Genomic DNA, 20,178 nt, shown 5'->3' on the forward strand with positions numbered 1-20,178 from the left:
TGACGCCGTCCCGTGACGCGGAGCCGCACGGATAGTCCCGCCTGCCGAATGCAATCCGGCTGCCGCCGGAACCACCAACCCTGCTCGAAAACAGAAAAAGACGCTGATGTCCCTTCACAACCGACCACAGACTTCGTCGCGCGAGACGGAATCCAAGCAGATCGACTACAACGACTCGATCCGGGATACCTATTTCACCCTCGAGGAACTGAGCGCCTGCGGTGAGGACCTGGCGAGAAACGGCGCGCAGACGCTGCCGGGCTTCACGCCGTTCGACTTCCGTGCCCGGCACCGGGAGAACGAGAAGGAGATCTTCCGCGTCTACCAGACGACCGCCCGCGACGTCGAGGCGGGCATGACGATCACGCCGGCGGCCGAATGGCTGCTCGACAACTACTATGTGGTCGAGGAGGCGATCCAGGAAGTGCGCCGCGACTTCCCGCGGCGTTTCTATCGCCAGCTGCCGACGATGAAGATCGGCGACGTCGAAATCCCGCGCACGCTGGCGCTCGGCTGGCTCTACGTCGCCCATACCCAGAGCAGCGTCTCGCGCGAGAGCCTGACGGCGATCGTCGAAGGCTTCCAGAAGGTCGAGGCCTTCAAGATCGGCGAATTGTGGGCGCTGCCGTCGATCGTCCGCTTCATCCTGATCGAGAACCTGCGGCGCATTTCCAGCCGCGTCGAGCGCTCGCGCGGCATGCGCCGCAAGGCGAACGAGGTGGCCGACGAGCTGATCCGCCAGAACGACCCGGAAAAGAGCGTCGTGATCCTGCGCGAGATCGAGCATCTCGTCGCCGACAACACCTTCGTGGCGCAACTGCTCTATCGCCTGCGCGACGGCTTGCAGGCCTCGGGTGCCGCCATCCAGTGGCTGGAGAAGCAGATCGAGGCGCGCGGCACTGACCTCGAGGAGGTGCTCGTCGCCGAGCAGAACCGGCTGTCGTCCGGCAATGTCACGATGAGCAACCTGATCAAGGGCCTGCGCTCGATCGACGACACGGAATGGCCCGTCTGGGTGGAGAGCGTCAGCCGCCTCGATGCGGCGCTGCGCGAGGGCTCCGACTATACCGAGCTCGATTTCGGCTCGCGCAATTCCTATCGCGACACGATCGAGAAGATGGCCCGCCGCTCGGGCAAGACCGAGCTCGAGGTGACCCAGATCGCGCTGGCGCTGACCGCCGAGGACATGGCGGCCGGCAACGTCGCCGGTGCGCACGAGGCCAATGTCGGCAGCTATCTGGTCGGCCAGAAGCGCGACATCCTGGAAAAGCGGATCGGCTACCGCCCGTCGATCCTGCAGCGCATCGTCCGTTTCGGCCGGTCGCTCGACTGGTTCGCGATTGCCGGACCTGTGGTCCTCCTGACGCTTCTGGCCATGGTCGGCGTCTACTACTTCCTCGACCAGATGGACATTCCGGACGGGGCGTGGCTGATCATGCTGATCCTGTTCGCGGTTCCGGCTTCGGAGGGCGCCGTCGGCCTCTACAACACGCTCGTCACGCTCTGCGTGAAGCCGACCAGGCTGGTGGGCTACGAGCTGCGCGAGGGCATTCCGGAGGAGGCGCGCACGCTGGTGGCCGTCCCCTGCCTGATCTCCAAGCGCGACCACGTCGACGAACTGGTCCGCAACCTGGAGGTCCACTACCTCGCCAATCCGCGCGGCGAGATCTACTTCTCGCTGGTCAGCGACTGGGTCGACAGCACGGTGGAGGAGACGCCGGAGGATCTCGACGTCCTCGAATATGCCAAGCGCGAGATCGCGCTGCTTTCGGCGCGCTATGCCTATGACGGGCGCACCCGCTTCTACCTGTTGCACCGCCGCCGGCAGTTCAATCCGCAGGAAGGCGTGTGGATGGGCTGGGAGCGCAAGCGCGGCAAGCTGCACGAGCTGAACCTGCTCTTGCGCGGCGACGGCGACACGAGCTTCCTGCCGGGCGCCAACATCGTTCCGGAGAACGTCCAGTACGTGCTGACGCTCGATTCCGACACGCGGCTGATGCGCGATGCCGCCACCAATCTCGTCGGCAAGCTGTTCCACCCGATCAACCGTCCGCTGATCGATCCGCAGACCCAGCGCGTCGTCGCCGGCTACAGCATCCTGCAGCCGCGCGTCACCCCGTCGCTGACGACCGGCGACGAGGCCTCGACGTTCCAGCGCATCTTCTCGGCCAACCGCGGCGTCGACCCCTATGTCTTCACCGTCTCGGACGTCTACCAGGACCTCGCCGACGAAGGGACGTTCACCGGCAAGGGGCTCTATCACGTCGACGCCTTCGAGGCGGCGCTGAAGGGGCGCATCGAGGAAAACTCGATCCTGTCGCACGACCTGCTCGAAGGGTCCTACGCCCGTTGCGCGCTCGTCACCGACGTGGAATTCGTCGAGGACTTCCCGATCCGCTACGAGGTTGAGAACTCGCGCCAGCATCGCTGGGCGCGCGGCGACTGGCAGCTGCTGCCCTACATCTTCAAGCCGTCCAGCGGCGTTTCTATGCTCGGCCGCTGGAAGATGTACGACAATCTCCGCCGCTGCCTGATCCCGATCTGCTGGCTCGTCGCCTCGGTCATGGGCTGGTACTACATGGAGCCGCGCCAGGCGCTGATCTGGCAGCTGGTGCTGATCTTCCTCCTGTTCGTCGCGCCCACCCTGTCGCTCTTCACCGGCGCCGTGCCGCGCCGCAGCGACATCGTCGCCCGCGCCCACCTGCAGACGATCCTGTCCGATATCCGTGCGGCGAACGCGCAGGTCGCGCTCCGCATCGTCTTCATCGCCCATCAGGCCGCGGTGATGGCGGATGCCACGATCCGCTCGCTCTACCGCATGTTCGTCAGCCGCAAGCACATGCTCGAATGGCGCACGGCGGCACAGGTGCACAGCTCGTCCGGCGGCGGCATCTGGTCCTACTACGTCGACATGTGGCAGGCCCCGGCGCTGGCCCTGGTCGCGGTCGGCCTGGCGCTCTTCTCCAAGACGGGCCTTCCCTTCATCGCCATCCCGTTCGCAGCGATCTGGATCCTTTCACCGGCGATCGCCTGGTACGTCAGCCAGTCGGCGGAGACGGAGGACCAGCTGATCGTGCCCGAAGGGGTGGTGACCGAGCTGCGCAAGATCGCACGGCGCACCTGGCGCTACTTCGAGACCTTCGTCACCGCCGAGCAGCATTTCCTGCCGCCGGACAATTTCCAGGAGAGGCCGCATCCGGTGCTGGCGGAACGGACCTCGCCGACGAACATCGGCGTCTATCTGCTGTCGGTCGTGTCGGCGCGCGATTTCGGCTGGATCGGCTTCGAGGAGACGGTGCGGCGGCTCGAGGAGACGGTCTCGACCATCGACAGCATGCCGAAGTTCCGCGGCCATCTCTATAACTGGTACCGCACGAACACGCTCGAAACGCTCGGCCCGCGCTATGTGTCGGCGGTGGACAGCGGCAACCTTGCGGGCCACCTGATCGCCGTCTCGTCGGTCTGCCGCGAATGGGCGGAAGCGCCCTCGGCACATCTGCACGGCAGCCTCGACGGCATCGGCGACGCAGCCTCGATCCTGTCCGAAGTGCTGGCGGAACTTCCGGACGACCGCAAGACGGTGCGTCCGCTGCGCCGTCTGCTGGAGGAGCGGATCGCCGGCTTCCACAATGCGCTCGCCGCGGTCAAGCGCGAGCACGAGTTCGCCTCGATCCGCGTGATCAACCTTGGCGTGCTGGCCCGCGACGTCCACAAGCTGATCGCCAACCTCGACCACGAGATCAAGAGTCCGCAGAGCGCGGAAGTGGTGAAGTGGGCCGATGCGCTGGTCGCCAGCTGCGAAGGGCACATCGCCGACAGCATGTTCGACCTCGGCAGCATCGAGGCCCTGCGCCAGCGCCTCGTCGTACTGCGCGACCGCACCCGCGACATCGCCTTCTCGATGGATTTCGGCTTCCTGTTCCGGCCCGAGCGGCGGCTGCTTTCGATCGGCTACCGCGTCGAGACGAACGAGCTCGACGAGGCCTGCTACGACCTTCTCGCCTCCGAGGCCCGCCTGACCAGCCTGTTTGCGATCGCCAAGGGCGACCTGCCGACGGAACACTGGCACAAGCTCGGCCGCCCGGTCGTGCCGATCGGTTCGCGCGGCGCGCTCGTCTCCTGGTCCGGCTCGATGTTCGAGTACCTGATGCCGCCGCTCGTCATGCAGGAGCCGCAGGGCGGCATCCTCAACCAGACGAACAACCTGATCGTCCAGGAGCAGCAGAACCACGGCCGGCGGCTCGGTACGCCCTGGGGCATCTCGGAAGCGGCGTTCAACGCCCGCGACCACGACATGAACTATCAGTACACCAACTTCGGCGTGCCGACGCTCGGCCTGAAGCGCGGCCTCGGCCAGAATGCCGTCATCGCGCCCTATGCCTCGCTGCTAGCGACGCAGTATGCGCCGAAGGCGGCACTCGACAACCTTAACGAGCTGCGCAAGCTCGGTGCGCTCGGGATCTACGGCTTCCACGACGCGGTCGACTTCACGCCGACCCGCGTGCCGGAGGGCAAGCGCTGCGCGGTCGTGTACAACTACATGGCCCACCATCACGGCATGTCGATCGCAGCCGTGGCCAACGTCGCCTTCAACGGGGCGCTGAGGGCACGCTTCCACGCCGACCCGGTGATCGAGGCGGCCGAACTCCTGCTGCAGGAGAAGGCGCCGCGCGAGATCCCGATCATCAACACCAAGCGCGAGCCGGAAACGGTCGGCAGCACGCAGGCCGACCTGCTCAGGCCGGAAGTCCGCGTGATCAAGGATCCGGTGGCCGAGGACCGCGAGGCGGCCTTCTTCTCCAACGGTCACTACTCGGTCATGCTGACCGCGACCGGCTCTGGCTACTCGCACTGGAACGGCCAGTCGGTCACCCGCTTCGAGCCCGACCCGGTGGAGGACCGCTGGGGCACCTTCGTCTTCCTGCGCGACACGGCCACCAACGAATGGTGGTCGACGACCGTCGAGCCCAAGCGCGCCGAGGGCGAGGAGGCAAAGACGCAGTTCAGCGACGACAAGGCGGAGTTCATCAAGACCGTCGGCACGCTGTCGAGCGAGCTGGAATGCCTGGTCGCCACCGAGCATGACGCGGAGGGCCGTCGCCTGACGCTGCTCAACACCGGCGCCGAGGATCGCTTCATCGAGGTCACCTCCTACATGGAGCCGGTGGTCACGACCGACGACACCGACAATGCGCATCCGCTGTTCGCGCGCATGTTCCTCAAGACCGAGATCGGCCGGCGCGGCGACGTCGTGCGCATCCTGCGCAACAAGCGCAGCCCGGGCGATCCGGACATGTGCGTGGCGCACCTGATCGTAGACAATGCCGGCTCGCGCCGCACGGAGGTGGAGACGGACAGGCGGAACTTCATCGGCCGCGGCCGCAGCCTTGCGACCGCCGCGGCCTTCGAGCCGGGCGCGCAGCTCTCGGGCACCGACGGCTTCACGCTCGATCCGATCGTGTCGCTGCGCCGCGTCGTGCGCGTGCCGGCCGGCAAGAAGGTGAAGGTGATCTTCTGGACGATCGCCGCGCCGAACCGTGACGAGCTGGACCGGGCGATCGACCGCTACCGGCATCCGGAAGCGTTCAACAACGAGCTCATCCATGCCTGGACGCGCTCGCAGGTCCACCTGCGCCACATCGGCGTCACCTCGCAGGAGGCGGCGAGCTTCCAGGCGCTCGGCCGCTATCTCGTCTATCCCGACATGCACCTGCGCGCCGATGCCGCGACCGTCCAGGCGGGCCTTGCCTCGCAGTCGGCGCTGTGGCCGCTGGCGATTTCCGGCGACTACCCGATCTATGTCCTTCGCATCAACGACGATGCGGACCTGGAAATCGCCCGCGAGGCGCTGCGGGCCCAGGAGTATTTGCGCCACCGCGGCGTGATGGCCGATCTCGTCATCCTGAACGAGAAGGCCTCCTCCTATGCGCAGGACATGCAGCACACGCTCGAGCAGATCTGCGAGAACCTCAGGATGCGCGGCCAGTCGGATGGCATGCGGCAGCACATCTTCGCGGTCCGCCGCGACCTGATGGACGTCTCCACCTGGCAGGCGCTGTTGGCGACGGCACGCGCCGTCTTCCACGCGCGCAACGGCACGCTTGCCGACCAGATCGAGCGTGCCATCTCGATCTTCGCCACGCCCGCCGTCGCCGCGGAGGAAGCAACACGGCAGTCCGCGCCGGCGCCGGCTTCCGATCGCAAGGGGCAGCCCGTGGCGATCGACGGCGGCGATCTCGCCTTCTGGAACGGCTATGGCGGCTTCGATGCGGCACGGCGCGAGTATGTCATCAAGGTCCGCGGCGGCGAGGGCACCCCGCATCCCTGGATCAACGTGATCGCCAACGAGAACTTCGGCTTCCACGTCGCCGCCGAAGGCGGCGCCTTCACCTGGAGCCGCAACTCGCGCGACTACCAGCTGACGCAATGGACGAACGACCCGGTCATCAACCGGCCGGGCGAGGCCTTCTACGTCAAGGACCGCGACAGCGGGAGCGTGCACGTTCCCTTCGCCGGCCTGTCGCGCGATCCGTCCATCCTCTTCGAGGCCTGGCACGGACTCGGCTATTCCGCCTTCCGCAGTTCGTCGGGCGGGCTGGAGCTGGACCTCGTGCAGACGGTCGATGCCGAGCGTCCGGTGAAGTATTCGCGCCTGATCGTGCGCAATACCGGCAAGTCGGCGCGCAATCTTTCGGCCTATGGCTATGTCGAATGGGTGCTCGGCAACAACCCGGCCAAGACGGCGCCATTCGTCCTTTGCAGCCAGGACGAGGCGAGCGGGGCGATCTTCGCGACCAATCCCTACAGCCTCGACTATTCGGGCCGTGTCGCCTTCTTCGCCACCAACGGCAAGCTGGCCGGGGTGACGACGAGCCGGCGCGAGTTCATCGGCCGCCAGGGCGACATCGTCATGCCGGCGGTGCTTGCGACCGGTGCCGGACTGTCGGGCACTATGGAAAGCAACGGGGCGCCGTGTGCGGCGCTGGTCACCGACTTCAAGCTGCAGCCGGGCGAGGAGAAGGAAATCCTCTTCGTTCTCGGCGACTGCGACACGGCGGAGGCGGCGAGCGCGCTCGCAGGCGAGGCGATATCGGTGTCCATCGACGCGGCCCTGAAGAAGATGCGCGACTTCTGGGGCGAATTCACGGGGACGCTGCAGGTCGAGACGCCGGATCCGGCGCTGAACCTGATGGTGAACACCTGGCTGCCCTACCAGAGCCTCGGCTGCCGCGTGCTGGCGCGGGCCGCTTTCTACCAGGCGAGCGGGGCCTACGGCTTCCGCGACCAGCTGCAGGATACGCTGGCCTTCCTGACGCACAGGCCGGAGCTCGCCAGGAAGCAGATCCTGAACGCGGCGTCGCGGCAGTTCCCCGAAGGCGACGTGCAGCACTGGTGGCTGCCGGAAACCGGCGCGGGCGTACGCACGATCATTTCGGACGACGTCGTCTGGCTGGCCTATGCGGTCACACAGTACTGCCGTTCGACCGGCGATCATGCGATCCTGAGCGAGAAGCTGACCTATATCGAAGGGCCGCCGCTGGCCGAAGGGCAGCACGATTCGTTCTTCAAGCCCGGGCGCTCGACGGAGCCGGCCGAACTCTACGAGCATTGCGCCCGGGCGCTCGATCTCGCGATCCGCAGAACGGGCGAGAACGGCCTGCCGCTGATCCTCGGCGGCGACTGGAACGACGGCATGAACCGTGTCGGCGAGGCCGGCAAGGGCACGAGCGTCTGGCTCGGCTGGTTCCTGGCGGGCACGCTGCGCGCCTTCGCGCCGATCGCGCGCGAACGGGGCGACAACCATCGCTCCCGGGTCTGGCTGGAGCATCTGGAGAAACTCAAGGCGGCGCTGGAATCGGCCGGCTGGGACGGCGAACACTACCGACGCGGCTATTTCGACGACGGCACCCCGCTCGGCTCGAAGGACAATGCGGAATGCCGCATCGATTCCATCGCGCAGTCGTGGAGCGTTCTTTCCGGCGAGGGCGACAAGGAGCGGGCGTGGCTGGCGATGGACGCGGTGCTGGCCGAGCTTGCCGACAGCGAGGCGGGGATCATCAAGCTGTTCACGCCGCCCTTCGCAAAGAGCCAGCAGGATCCCGGCTACATCAAGGCCTATCCGCCGGGCGTGCGCGAGAACGGCGGCCAGTACACGCATGCGGCGGCATGGGTGGTGATGGCGCTGGCCATGCAGGGCCGGGCGGACGATGCCTGGAACTGCCTGAACATGCTGAACCCGATCAAGCACGGCCAGACGCCGGAGGCGATCGAGACCTATCGCGTCGAACCCTACGTGGTGGCGGCCGACGTCTACGGCGAAGGCGATCGCAAGGGCAGGGGCGGCTGGACGTGGTACACGGGCTCGGCCGGCTGGCTCTATCGGGCCGCCGTCGAAGGCTTGCTCGGCATCCGCAAGGAGAACGGCCGCCTGGTGGTCGAACCGGCGATCCCCTCGCACTGGTCGAACTTCTCCGCCACGGTCACCCTCGACGGCGTGAAGCACGAAATCCGTGCGGAACGCAAAGCCGACGGCAAAATCGACGTGAAGATTGATGAAACTGTCATAAAGAGCGCTCAAGAAGAGTATTCGCTCTAGGCTCGGATTGCAGACATTGGGGCATGTCGGTTCCAGCGGGTGACGCGGGGGCCGCCGTGCCCCTTTTCACGTCGACTGTTCGGGAAGGCAGGCATTGATACGGAATGAAGGAACCACGAGCGTGGCGGCAACGCCGGTGGCAAGGCCGGCACGCGATACGCGGATCGACGTTCTGCGCGCGCTGGCGCTGATTGCGATCTTCATCAACCACGTTCCGGGCAACCTGCTCGAGCACCTGACGCACAAGAATTTCGGGTTCTCCGATTCGGCCGAGGCCTTCGTGCTGATCTCGGGCATTTCGGCGGGCCTCGCCTTCGGGGCGACGTTCGTCCCCGGCAAGCGTCTCGCCGTCAGCGTGCGGATCCTGCGGCGCGCCTTCAGCCTCTATGTCGCCCATGTGATGACGAGCCTCGTCACCTTCGCGATCTTTGCCGGCGGGGCGCTGTGGTTCTCGCGGCCCGACCTGCTGTCGGAGATCAACCTGCGCGCGGTGGTCGACCGGACCGAGGAGGGGCTGCTCGGCATGGTGCTTTTGGGCCACCAGTTCGGCTACAACAACATCCTGTCGATGTATGCCGTCATCCTGCTGATGCTGCCCGGCATGCTGTGGCTGCATGCACGCAGTCCCATGCTCATGCTCACACTGTCCGGGTTGCTGTGGCTTGCGGCCGGCGTCTTCAACATCGCGCCGTCCAACCTCCTGGACGACGGCTACTGGTTCCTCAATCCGTTCTCGTGGCAGTTCCTCTTTGCGATCGGCCTCGCCGCGAGCAGCCGGGCCCGGCGCGGGGACTGGCCCGCGGCGAACAGGGCGGTGATCGCGCTGTGCTGCGCCTATCTCGCCCTCTCGCTCGTCTGGGTGGCGCTGTCGCTCTGGTGGATCGACACCTCGTTCGGGTTGCCGGTGGTCCTCACCGGCTTCGACAAGACCTTCCTGTCGGCGCCGCGGCTGCTGCACGTGCTCGCGATCGCCTATCTCCTGGCGATGGTCCCGGCCCTTTCGCGCCGGCTGGCCCTGCCTGTGGCCCATCCGCTGACATCCGTCGGCCGCCATGGCCTTGCGATCTTCATCTTCGGGACGATCCTGGCGATGACCGGCCAGGTGCTGGTCTTCATCTCCGGCAGGAGCCAGCTCGTGGGCACGGTCTTCGTGCTCATCGGGATCGGGCTCCTCTTCGCCTATGCGCGCTACCTGGACTGGCTTGCGGGCCTGTCCAGGCCGGTCGCCGCCAAGGCCGGCAAGCAGCCCGCCTGACGTCGGCGATCGCGGCAACAGGGCCGGTGCTTGCCTTCTTGCGTGCGCCTGGGGCCACAACGCAAGACGCCGCACTCGAAACCGAATGCGGCGTCAGATTGTCGACCGACCGAAAGCCTTAGGCGGCGGTGTGGCTCTTGCGGACGTCCTCGTCGGTGAGGATGCCGCTTGCCCGCAGCAGCGCCGCGAAGCGACCGTTGCTCTGGCTGAGCTCGTGGAAGGTGCCCATCTCGGCGATGTGGCCATGGTCGAGGAACAGCACCTTGTCGGCCTCGCGCACCGTCGACAGGCGATGGGCGATGATGAAGGTGGTGCGGTTCTTGCGCAGGTTGTCGATCGCCGCCTTGACGCGGGCCTCGGTCTCGACGTCGAGCGCGCTGGTCGCCTCGTCGAGCACGAGGATCGGCGCGTCCTTGAGGATGGCGCGGGCGATCGCGATGCGCTGGCGCTCGCCGCCGGAGAGCCGGTTGCCGCGCTCGCCGACCCGGGTATCGTAGCCTTCCTGACGCGACTGGATGAAGTCGTCCGCGGCGGCGGCCTCCGCCGCATCGATGACCTCGTCGTCCGTAGCACCCTCGCGGCCGAGGCGGATGTTGTCGGAAATCGAGCGGTTGAGCAGGCCGGCGTCCTGGAAGACGGTGGCAATCGAGCGGCGCAGCGACTTCCGCGTCACCGTCGAGATGTCGACGCCGTCGATCAGGATCTGGCCGCTCTTGGGCTCGTAGACGCGCTGCAGCAGGTTGACGAGCGTCGTCTTGCCGGCACCGGTGGGGCCGACGATCGCGACCGTCTGGCCGGCCTCGGCGGTGAACGAAATGTCGCGGACGCCCTGCGTCGCATTGGCGAAGTCGAAATTGACATCGCGGAACTCGACCTTGCCGCGGACATCGGTCAGCTCGCCGGCGTCAACGGGCTCCTCGCGATCCTTGACGGAATCCTCCAGGACGAAGAAGTCCTCGAGCTTGGCGCGCGCCTCGAAGATCTGCTCGGCAAACTGCTTCATCTGGTCCAGGCGGCCGATGAGAAGGCCGGCGAAGCCGATGAAGGCGATGACGTCGCCGACGCGCAGCTCGCCGCGCTGGACGAGGACGGTGCCGATCACGAGGATCGTCATCATCGAGATCGTCGAGGCAATGCGGTTCAGCGCGCTGGCGAGCGCCCACCAGTCGAGCACCGGATACTGGGCATTGATGAGCTGCTGGGCGAACTGCTTCAGCTGCTTCGTCTCGGCCTCGATGCGGTTGTAGCTATGGACGACCGAGACGTTGCTGATGGAATCCGACACGTGCGAGAAGACGGTGTGGTAATGGCCCTCCACCGAAGCCTGGCCATCGCGGGTCTTGTTCATCACCACCTTGCCGATGATGACATAGGCGATGCCGAGGACGAGGAGGACCAACGACAGCCGGTAGTCCATGACGAAGGCGGTCGGCACCAGCAGCACGAGCGCGATCGCGGTCGCCAGATGGGTGCGCATGAATTCGAGCCAGAGGCCGAACATGGTCTCGCAGGCGCGCAGCAGCGTATGCAGCGCGTTCGAGGTGCCGCGCTGGCTGTGCCAGGAGAGCGGCATGGAAATGATCCGGCCGAAGGCCTCCGTGATCAGGCTCGCGCGGCGGCCATGGGCCAGCCGGTCGGCCTCGCGCGCCACCAGGACGAAGGCGATGGTGTTGAACACGCCGAAGCCCGCCCACATCAGGAGCATGGGCGTGACGGCGCCCTTCGACGAGATGGCGTCGATGATCTTGCCGAACAGCACCGGCTCGGCAATGGTGATGATTGCCAGCACGACGTTTGCGACGACGATAGACGACACGCGGAACCGATATACGGAAAGATAGCTTAACGCTCGCGTGTAAACCTGGAACAACGACACTTCGAAACCCTTTCGCGGTCCTGTAGTGTGCACTGCGCCAATCCTGCGATTGAGGCTCGCACACGGTCTGTGACCGGTCCTCTCCGGGAGGCTTGTCCACCGGGCACATGTTCAGCGATGGCCGAATGCTATTTGCTTGTCGATGAATGGACGCTGAACGGTACGTTGCCAAATCGGCGCAACTTGATAAACGGGTCGTCAGCGGGGTGTTTTTCCGCACCGTGCCCGTTTTGCGAGCAGGGGCCACTTAGTGACAAAGTGTTTTGGAGGGGCCGCGTGACCGGTCTATTTTATTATGAACATCAATCTTCTGGCCCAGTTTACGGGCCTGCTCGATGAACTGTCCGAACCGAGCGAGCTGCTGCCGGAGTTCGAGCGGCTGCTCGACCGCTACGGCTTCGACTATTACGTCGTCGCCCGTCAGCCGAAGCCTCACGACGATGTGATGAGCCTGGTGCTGGCGGGGCGCTGGCCCGATGGCTGGCCGGAGGTCTACGCCCGGAAGAAGTACATCGTCATCGATCCCACCGTTCAGTACCTCAACCACGCCCATTCCGGCTTTCGCTGGCGCGATTCGCTCGCCGCCCTGCATGCCAATCCGCATCGCAAGCGGATGGAGCGGATGATGGTCGACGCGCGCAACAACGGCCTGCAGGACGGCTACACGTTTCCGGTTCACGGCCGCCGCGGCCTGCTCGGAAGCATCACCATCGGCGGGAAGGTGGTGGACCTTCATCCGGCCGAGATCGGACTGTTCGAGAACGTCGCGAAGAAACTGTTCTGGAAGCTCCTGCAGCATGTCGATCCGCAGAAGTCGCTGGAGCTGTCGGCGGAGGTCAACCTTCACCTGACGCGCCGGGAGATGGAGGCATTGAACTACCTCGCCGACGGCATGACCTCGCACGAGATCGCCCGGGTGCTGTCGATTTCCAACCACACGGTCGACTGGTACATGAACGGAATCCAGGAGAAATTGAAGGCCAAGAACAGGCACCACGTGGTCGCTCTGTCCTTCCGGCTGGGGCTGATTTCCTGACGGCGCAAATCCTCTGCGGCAGCGGATGGCGGAAATTGAACTTCCGTCCGGGACTCGCTAATGTTTCATTTCGCGGGTGCAGCATACCCGTGTTCGAGTCAATGAGGAGTCCGACTTGCCCATATCCAAGATCCTTGTCGCCAACCGTTCCGAGATCGCCATCCGCGTGTTCCGCGCGGCCAATGAGCTCGGTCTGAAAACAGTCGCGATCTGGGCCGAGGAGGACAAACTGGCGCTGCACCGCTTCAAGGCGGACGAGAGCTACCAGGTCGGGCGCGGGCCGCATCTTTCCCGCGATCTCGGTCCGATCGAGAGCTATCTGTCGATCGACGAGGTCATTCGCGTCGCCAAGCTCGCCGGGGCGGACGCCATCCATCCGGGTTACGGCCTGCTGTCGGAAAGCCCGGAGTTCGCCGAGGCCTGCGCGGCTGCCGGCATCACCTTCATCGGGCCGAAGCCGGAAACGATGCGCCAGCTCGGAAACAAGGTGGCCGCGCGCAACCTGGCGATTTCGATCGGGGTGCCGGTCGTGCCCGCGACCGATCCCTTGCCGGACGACATGGCGGAAGTGGCGAGGATGGCCGAAGCGATCGGCTACCCCGTCATGCTGAAGGCGTCCTGGGGCGGCGGCGGGCGCGGCATGCGCGCGATCCGCGACCCCAAGGACCTGGCCCGCGAGGTGACCGAAGCCAAGCGCGAGGCGAAGGCGGCCTTCGGCAAGGACGAGGTCTATCTCGAAAAGCTCGTGGAGCGGGCCCGCCACGTCGAGAGCCAGATCCTCGGCGACACGCACGGCAACGCGGTGCACCTGTTCGAGCGCGACTGCTCGATCCAGCGCCGCAACCAGAAGGTCGTCGAACGCGCGCCGGCGCCCTACCTGTCGGAGGCGCAGCGGCAGGAGCTTGCAAACTATTCGCTGAAGATCGCCCGGGCCACCGACTATGTCGGCGCCGGCACGGTCGAGTACCTGATGGACGCCGATACTGGCAAGTTCTACTTCATCGAGGTCAACCCGCGCATCCAGGTCGAGCATACCGTCACCGAGGAAGTGACCGGCATCGACATCGTGAAGGCGCAGATCCACATCCTGGACGGCTTCGCCATCGGCACACCGGAATCGGGGGTGCCGGCGCAAGAAGACATCCGCCTCAACGGCAACGCGCTGCAGTGCCGCATCACGACCGAGGATCCGGAGCAGAACTTCATTCCCGACTACGGGCGGATCACCGCCTATCGCGGCGCGACCGGCTTCGGCATCCGGCTCGACGGGGGCACGGCCTATTCGGGCGCGGTGATCACGCGCTACTACGATCCGCTCCTGGAAAAGGTGACGGCCTGGGCACCGACGCCGGAGGAGGCGATCCAGCGCATGGACCGGGCGCTGCGCGAATTCCGCATCCGCGGCGTCGCCACGAACCTGACCTTCCTCGAGGCGATCATCGGCCACCCGAAGTTCCGCGACAACAGCTACACCACGCGCTTCATCGATTCGACGCCGGAGCTGTTCGCCCAGGTCAAGCGGCAGGACCGCGCGACCAAGCTTCTGACCTACCTCGCCGACGTGACCGTCAACGGCCATCCGGAGGCCAAGGGCCGGCCGATGCCGTCCGACGACATCGCCGCGCCGGTGGTGCCCTATTCGGAGGGTCCGATCGCCGCCGGCTCCAAGCAGAAGCTGGACGAACTCGGTCCGCAGAAGTTCGCCGAATGGGTCAGGGCGCAGAAGCAGGTGCTGCTCACCGACACGACCATGCGCGACGGGCACCAGTCGCTGCTGGCCACGCGGATGCGGACCTATGACATCGCCCGCATCGCCGAGACCTATGCGCGCACCCTGCCGCAGCTGTTCTCGCTCGAATGCTGGGGCGGGGCGACCTTCGACGTTTCCATGCGCTTCCTCACGGAGGACCCGTGGGAGCGCCTGGCGATGGTCCGCGAGGGCGCGCCGAACCTGCTCCTGCAGATGCTGCTGCGCGGGGCGAACGGCGTCGGCTACAAGAACTATCCGGACAACGTCGTGAAGTATTTCGTCCGCCAGGCGGCCAAAGGCGGCATCGACGTGTTCCGCGTGTTCGACTGCCTGAACTGGGTGGAGAACATGCGCGTGTCGATGGACGCGGTGGTGGAGGAGAACAGGATCTGCGAGGCGGCGATCTGCTACACCGGCGACATCCTGAGCTCGGCCCGGCCGAAATACGACCTGAAGTACTACACGGCGCTGGCGGCCGAGCTGGAGAAGGCCGGCGCGCACATCATCGCGCTGAAGGACATGGCGGGCCTGCTGAAGCCCGCGGCCGCGCGGGTGCTGTTCAAGGCGCTCAGGGAGGCGACCGACCTGCCGATCCACTTCCACACGCACGACACCTCGGGGATCGCGGCTGCGACCGTGCTCGCCGCGGTGGAGACCGGCGTCGACGTGGTGGATGCGGCGATGGATGCGCTGTCCGGCAACACCTCGCAGCCCTGCCTCGGCTCGATCGTCGAGGCGCTGCGCGGGTCGGAGCGCGATCCGGGGCTGGATCCGGAATGGATCCGCCGCATCTCCTTCTACTGGGAGGCCGTGCGCCACCAGTACGCCGCCTTCGAAAGCGATCTCAAGGGGCCGGCCTCGGAGGTCTACCTGCACGAGATGCCGGGCGGGCAGTTCACCAACCTGAAGGAGCAGGCCCGCTCGCTGGGGCTGGAGACGCGCTGGCACGAGGTGGCGCAGGCCTATGCCGACGCCAACCGCATGTTCGGCGACATCGTCAAGGTGACGCCGTCCTCCAAGGTCGTCGGCGACATGGCGCTGATGATGGTGAGCCAGGACCTGACGGTGGCCGATGTCGAGAGCCCCGCCAAGGACGTGTCGTTCCCCGAATCGGTGGTCTCGATGCTGAAGGGCGACCTCGGCCAGCCGCCCGGCGGATGGCCGAAGGCGCTGCAGGCGAAGGTGCTGAAGGGCGAGGCGGCCTATACGGACCGGCCGGGTTCGCTGTTGCCGGACGCCGATCTTGACGCCGAGCGCAAGGCGATCGAGACGAAGCTGGAGCGCAAGGTCACCGATTTCGAGTTCGCCTCCTATCTGATGTATCCGAAGGTCTTTACCGACTATGCGCAGGCGGCCGAGACCTACGGCCCGGTCAGCGTGCTGCCGACGCATGCCTATTTCTACGGCATCGCGTCCGGCGAGGAGCTCTTCGCCGATCTGGAGAAGGGCAAGACGCTCGTCGTCCTCAACCAGGCACAGGCCGAGGTCGACGAGAAGGGCATGGTCAAGGTGTTCTTCGAGCTGAACGGCCAGCCGCGCCCGATCAAGGTTCCCGATCGCAACCGCGGGGCTTCCGGCGCCGTCCGCCGCAAGGCGGAAGCCGGCAACGCCGCCCAGCTCGGCGCGCCCATGCCGGGCGTCGTCTCGACGGTGGCCGTCGCCGCCGGCCAGTCCATCAAGGCCGGCGACGTGCTGCTCTCGATCGAGGCCATGAAGATGGAGACGGCCCTGCATGCGGAGAAGGACGGCATCGTTGCCGAAGTCCTGGTGAGGGCCGGCGACCAGATCGACGCCAAGGACCTGCTGATCGTGTTCGGCTAGCCGGCAGGCGCCGTGGGCGCCCCCCCGCCGGGGTGTCCTTCCGTCCGGCTGGCGGGAGCACCTTGCGGGACGGATGATGTGCGGCTATGCGGTGGCGATCCGGCCACCGCGGGGGCGTGCGACGAACCGCCCCGCCGCGTCTCGCGCTGGTCCTGTAGCGTCAGCCTTTTTCATCAAGCCAATGGTTGCCCAAAGATGGCCTTTACCATCCGCAATGCCGCAGAAGGCGACATCGCCGAGATCGCCGAAATCTACCGCGAATCCGTGCTTAACGGGGTTGCCTCCTACGAGATCGAGCCTCCGGGGCTGGACGAGATGCGGGCCCGCTTTGCCGCCATCACCTCGGCGCGCTATCCCTACATCGTCGCCATGGGCGAGGACGGGACGATCCTCGGCTATGCCTACGCCTCCGCGTTCCGCACCCGGCCGGCCTACCGCTGGCTGGTGGAGGATTCCATCTATCTTGCGCCGGAGGCGCGCGGCCGGGGCATCGGGGGCGCGCTGCTCGCCGAACTGATCGCGCGCTGCACGGCGCTCGGCTTCCGGCAGATGGTGGCCGTCATCGGCGGCGCGCATCCGGCTTCCGTGGCAGTTCACCAGGCGGCCGGCTTCGAGCATGGCGGGCGGATGAAGGCGACGGGCTTCAAGCATGGCCGGTGGCTCGATACCGTGATCATGCAGCGCGCGCTGGGCGAGGGCGCGGGCACGGATCCGGACCCCGGCGTCCCCCTGTCGGAAGCGAAGATCTGACGGCGCGGCTCCGGCCCGTTGCCATCGGCATTCTTGGCAAGCGTGTTTGAAGGCCGTATCCATCGGGCCGGAAGCCGCCGAACGGCGTTGGGATGGAACGATGACAATCGACACGGAACTGAGCTTCGTGAAGGTGGCCGAGGACTGCGGCGTCCTGCGCGACGCGCCTTTGCCACCGGAGTTCAGGGACAGGGCCTACAATGCCCTTTTTGACTTCGACACGCTGTTCTACGACGTCTACCGGTGCGGGAACTATACCGTGCTGCAGGGGCCGCCGCTGTTCAATTTCCAGGGCCATCTGGAGGAGACGGCGTTCCATGCGGATTCATCCGGAACGGTGGCGTCGTCATCGACCGGTCGTCGGGGGTGGAGCTCTGGCTGAAGGGAGGTCCGCCGGACATCAGGATCGAAGGCCGCCTCGGCCGCGTCGAAGTGCGGGTGCAGCCGGAGCTCGGCCAGGTCTTTCGGAACAAGCGCGTGCTCTTCACCCTCTCGAAGGATAACGACGTCCAGTGGATCAAGGACTGGGTGCAATTCCATGTCCGCATCCACGGCGCGGACGCGGTGCTGCTCTATGACAACGCATCCACCGCCTACAGTGCGCGGGAGCTCGAGGCGGAACTGGAGCGGACCTTTCCCGGTGTCACCATCCGTGTCGTGAACTGGCCCTTCCGGTTCGGCCCGCGCGTCTGGCGTCGGCGCGATGCAAGCGGCAACGAGCGGCGGATCAGTTCGAAGTTCTGCCAGGCCGGCGCCCTGCAGCACGCCCGGTTCCGGTTCCTGCAGAAGGCGAGGAGCGTGCTCAGCTGCGACATCGACGAACTGGTGCTGCCGTCGCGCGCGGGCGGATCTGTCTTCAGGGCGGCGGAAACGTCGCTGTTCGGCGCCGTTCATTTCCGCGGCCGGTGGATCGGCGACGCCGGCGCCGGGCGCGGCGAGCAGGTCCCGCGCCATGCCGATTTCGCCCGATACGATGCGAGCGACAAGGCCGGCTGCCCGCTGAAATGGGCCGTCGTTCCATGGCGCTGCACGCGGGCGATGACGTGGTCGGCGCATCGGGTGAAGGGGCTGGAGAACTACTTCACCCGTTCCAGCCGCTTCGCCTACGGCCATTTCAGCGAGATCACCACGAACTGGAAATACAACAGGACGGCGCGGAAGGCACCGTCGGATGCCGCGCGCTACCGGGTGGACGAGGCGCTCCTGCGCGCGATGCAGACGGCCGGTCTCCAGGGCACGTTCCAGCCGGCGTGAGTTCGGCGGAAACGGACGTCAGGTTTCGACCAGTTTCAGGACCTTGTCGAAAACCTTCAGCACCTGCTGCAGCTCGCGTCCCCGCTTGAGGATCATGCCGTGGGTGTTGACGACGCTGTAGGCGCCCTGTTTCGACGCCAGCTTCGGGTTCTTCTCGACCCGGAACAGCGGCATCTCGCCGGAGCGTTTGAAGATCGAGAACACCGCCTTCTCATGGGTATGGTCGATCGCATAGTCGCGCCATTCTCCCTCGCCGACCATACGGCCGTAGATCCGGAGGATGCAGTCGAGTTCCTTGCGATGGAAGGTGACCGGAAGCGGGTCTTTGCGGTTGCGGTATTCCCTCAGGTCGACGACGACACCCGACCCTTGGGATACCGCTTCTCCCGGCGACAAATCCGGTTGATCAGTCATCAGTTCTCCGCACTTCGACAATGACGGTTGGATGACAGTGTGCCTCACCTGAACGGAATTGCAAGCGCCGGAGGCAGGCCCGGGGCGCCGAATATGCCTGGCAAGCCCGCAAACGCACGGAAAACAGGCAGGGAATTCCATCGCGCCGCTGCGCCTGATTTGCGGGCATTCGGATCGAAACGAGGGCCGTCGCGGATGAAAAAAACCGCGCCTGCGGCCGGATTTCCACAGGCCGGATCGCCGATCGCAGTGTGCCCTTCCCGGGCAAATGCCTGAAAATCCGGACAAAACCGTTTCGATCCGGGACGCCGTTAACCAGTACGGCACGGCAAAATGCGTCCTTGCCCCAATTCAGACAAATCCGCGCCCAATTTTTCTAGGAAAGTCATCACGCTGCCCTGCAGCCGGACCGCTTTGCATGTGCGGGAAATCGGTCGGCCACAGGGGTATGCGTCGAAGCTCATCCTGTATTCCGTTGCCGGAAGCTTCGTCAAGGTCCGGCCCGGCGTGTCTTCGAACCCTCAAGCCCCAGCCCCTCGAAGAGCCCGGTCCGGACCCCCCCCCCCCCAACCTTCACCATCAGCCTTGGAAGTCAGTCAGCCCGGTCGGGCGCTATTGCCGACGCGCCGTCTGCGGCAGTGTCGATCTGACGACGGTCGCGCCGAGAATCGCACCCGGCGTGTCGGCGGTCTTCATCCGTTGCACGAGGATGGCGCAGCCGCCCGTGCCTTTCTGATTGAGGATGCTGGCCGGCAGGACGAGGGTCGTCTCGGCCCCTTCCCACATGCCGATCGTCTCCATGTCGCGCACCGCATGCCAATAGGTCACCCGCCGGCCGCGGTTCTCGCCCTCCATGATGTCCACATCCTGCTGGTCGTCGAAGTAGGCGGCAAACACGTTGGCCTTGCCGTGGCCGTTGCCGATCCGGATGCGGATCTCGTCCTGGACGACCTCTGCCGACACGTCGACCGAGAGGCCGCGCCCCTGCGCGCCGAGCGCTTCGACCTGGCTGCGGATCTGTCCCAGTTCGCCGCCGTTGACATGCGCGCGGCCGTTGATCACGGCCTGGGGGGTGTAGACGCTGCCGCGCCCGAACATGCGGGCATAGTCGTACTGGCGCTCGGTGTTTTCCTTGGTGGAGAGCGTGTCCGTCCAACCGAGGTAGTTCCAGTAGTCGACATGATAGGCGAGCGCCACCACCCGGCCTTCGCGAATCAGCGTTTCCAGCGCCTTGTCCGCCTTCGGGCAGGACGAGCATCCCTGGCTGGTGAACAGTTCGACGACGCCCATCGGCTGCTTGCCGGCATCCTGCGCAACTGCGCCGCCGACTGCCGGGATGACCGCCAGCAGGCTCGCAATGCAACCGATGATGAGCAGTCTGGACATTGGGAATTCCGGAGAATGCAGGCTGGGCGCCATTGTCGCG

Annotated in this window: 10 protein-coding genes; 7 read left to right on the forward strand and 3 right to left on the reverse strand. The window is 65.9% G+C overall.

Going from position 1 to position 20,178, the window contains the following annotated elements; all coding sequences use genetic code 11:
- Positions 1-106: 106 nt before the first annotated feature.
- Both P0086_RS11755 and opgC read left to right on the forward strand, forming a co-directional pair.
- A complete protein-coding gene (locus P0086_RS11755; protein WP_275785609.1) occupies positions 107-8,596 on the forward strand; it encodes a glucoamylase family protein in 8,490 nt (2,829 codons plus the stop codon).
- Between the two features lie 121 nt (positions 8,597-8,717).
- Positions 8,718-9,851, forward strand: coding sequence for an OpgC domain-containing protein (gene opgC, locus P0086_RS11760; RefSeq protein ID WP_275785612.1), 1,134 nt, complete (start codon positions 8,718-8,720; stop codon positions 9,849-9,851).
- 118 nt (positions 9,852-9,969) lie between these two features.
- Here opgC and P0086_RS11765 read toward each other — a convergent pair whose 3' ends face one another.
- The gene (locus P0086_RS11765) at positions 9,970-11,727 is read right to left on the reverse strand and encodes a glucan ABC transporter ATP-binding protein/ permease (protein ID WP_112595679.1); all 1,758 of its coding nucleotides are present in this window, start codon (positions 11,725-11,727) and stop codon (positions 9,970-9,972) included.
- 295 nt (positions 11,728-12,022) lie between these two features.
- Here P0086_RS11765 and P0086_RS11770 point away from each other — a divergent pair, with 295 nt between their 5' ends.
- The 5 genes from P0086_RS11770 to P0086_RS11790 all read left to right on the forward strand — a co-directional run bounded on the left by P0086_RS11770 (position 12,023) and on the right by P0086_RS11790 (position 18,338).
- Positions 12,023-12,763, forward strand: coding sequence for a LuxR family transcriptional regulator (locus P0086_RS11770; protein ID WP_112606430.1), 741 nt, complete (start codon positions 12,023-12,025; stop codon positions 12,761-12,763).
- A 115-nt stretch (positions 12,764-12,878) separates the two neighbouring features.
- Positions 12,879-16,334: a pyruvate carboxylase gene (pyc, locus tag P0086_RS11775; protein ID WP_112606432.1), complete on the forward strand. Its 3,456-nt coding sequence runs from the start codon at positions 12,879-12,881 to the stop codon at positions 16,332-16,334.
- A gap of 195 nt (positions 16,335-16,529) precedes the next feature.
- The gene (locus P0086_RS11780) at positions 16,530-17,084 is read left to right on the forward strand and encodes a GNAT family N-acetyltransferase (RefSeq protein WP_275785618.1); all 555 of its coding nucleotides are present in this window, start codon (positions 16,530-16,532) and stop codon (positions 17,082-17,084) included.
- Positions 17,085-17,184: 100 nt separating this feature from the next.
- Positions 17,185-17,466: a hypothetical protein gene (locus tag P0086_RS11785; protein ID WP_275785620.1), complete on the forward strand. Its 282-nt coding sequence runs from the start codon at positions 17,185-17,187 to the stop codon at positions 17,464-17,466.
- Positions 17,451-18,338, forward strand: coding sequence for a glycosyltransferase family 92 protein (locus P0086_RS11790; RefSeq protein WP_275785623.1), 888 nt, complete (start codon positions 17,451-17,453; stop codon positions 18,336-18,338). The genes P0086_RS11785 and P0086_RS11790 overlap by 16 nt, the downstream gene beginning before the upstream one ends.
- Before the next feature lie 18 nt (positions 18,339-18,356).
- Here P0086_RS11790 and P0086_RS11795 read toward each other — a convergent pair whose 3' ends face one another.
- Positions 18,357-18,752 carry a DUF2794 domain-containing protein gene (locus P0086_RS11795; RefSeq protein ID WP_112595669.1) on the reverse strand — a complete coding sequence of 132 codons (396 nt, stop codon included), beginning with the start codon at positions 18,750-18,752 and terminating at the stop codon, positions 18,357-18,359.
- A gap of 612 nt (positions 18,753-19,364) precedes the next feature.
- Positions 19,365-20,042, reverse strand: coding sequence for a DUF1223 domain-containing protein (locus P0086_RS11800; RefSeq protein WP_275786176.1), 678 nt, complete (start codon positions 20,040-20,042; stop codon positions 19,365-19,367).
- Between the last annotated feature and the right edge of the window lie 136 nt (positions 20,043-20,178).

The organism is Mycoplana sp. MJR14 (genome assembly GCF_029210525.1).
In the GTDB taxonomy this organism is placed as follows: domain Bacteria; phylum Pseudomonadota; class Alphaproteobacteria; order Rhizobiales; family Rhizobiaceae; genus Mycoplana.

Excerpts from the sequence above, each read along its gene's own strand:
- P0086_RS11755 (WP_275785609.1), top strand. The coding sequence starts at position 107 with ATGTCCCTTCACAACCGACCACAGACTTCGTCGCGCGAGACGGAATCC.
- P0086_RS11770 (WP_112606430.1), top strand. The coding sequence starts at position 12,023 with ATGAACATCAATCTTCTGGCCCAGTTTACGGGCCTGCTCGATGAACTG.
- P0086_RS11780 (WP_275785618.1), top strand. The coding sequence starts at position 16,530 with ATGGCCTTTACCATCCGCAATGCCGCAGAAGGCGACATCGCCGAGATC.
- P0086_RS11785 (WP_275785620.1), top strand. The coding sequence starts at position 17,185 with ATGACAATCGACACGGAACTGAGCTTCGTGAAGGTGGCCGAGGACTGC.
- P0086_RS11795 (WP_112595669.1), bottom strand. The coding sequence starts at position 18,752 with ATGACTGATCAACCGGATTTGTCGCCGGGAGAAGCGGTATCCCAAGGG.
- P0086_RS11800 (WP_275786176.1), bottom strand. The coding sequence starts at position 20,042 with ATGGGCGTCGTCGAACTGTTCACCAGCCAGGGATGCTCGTCCTGCCCG.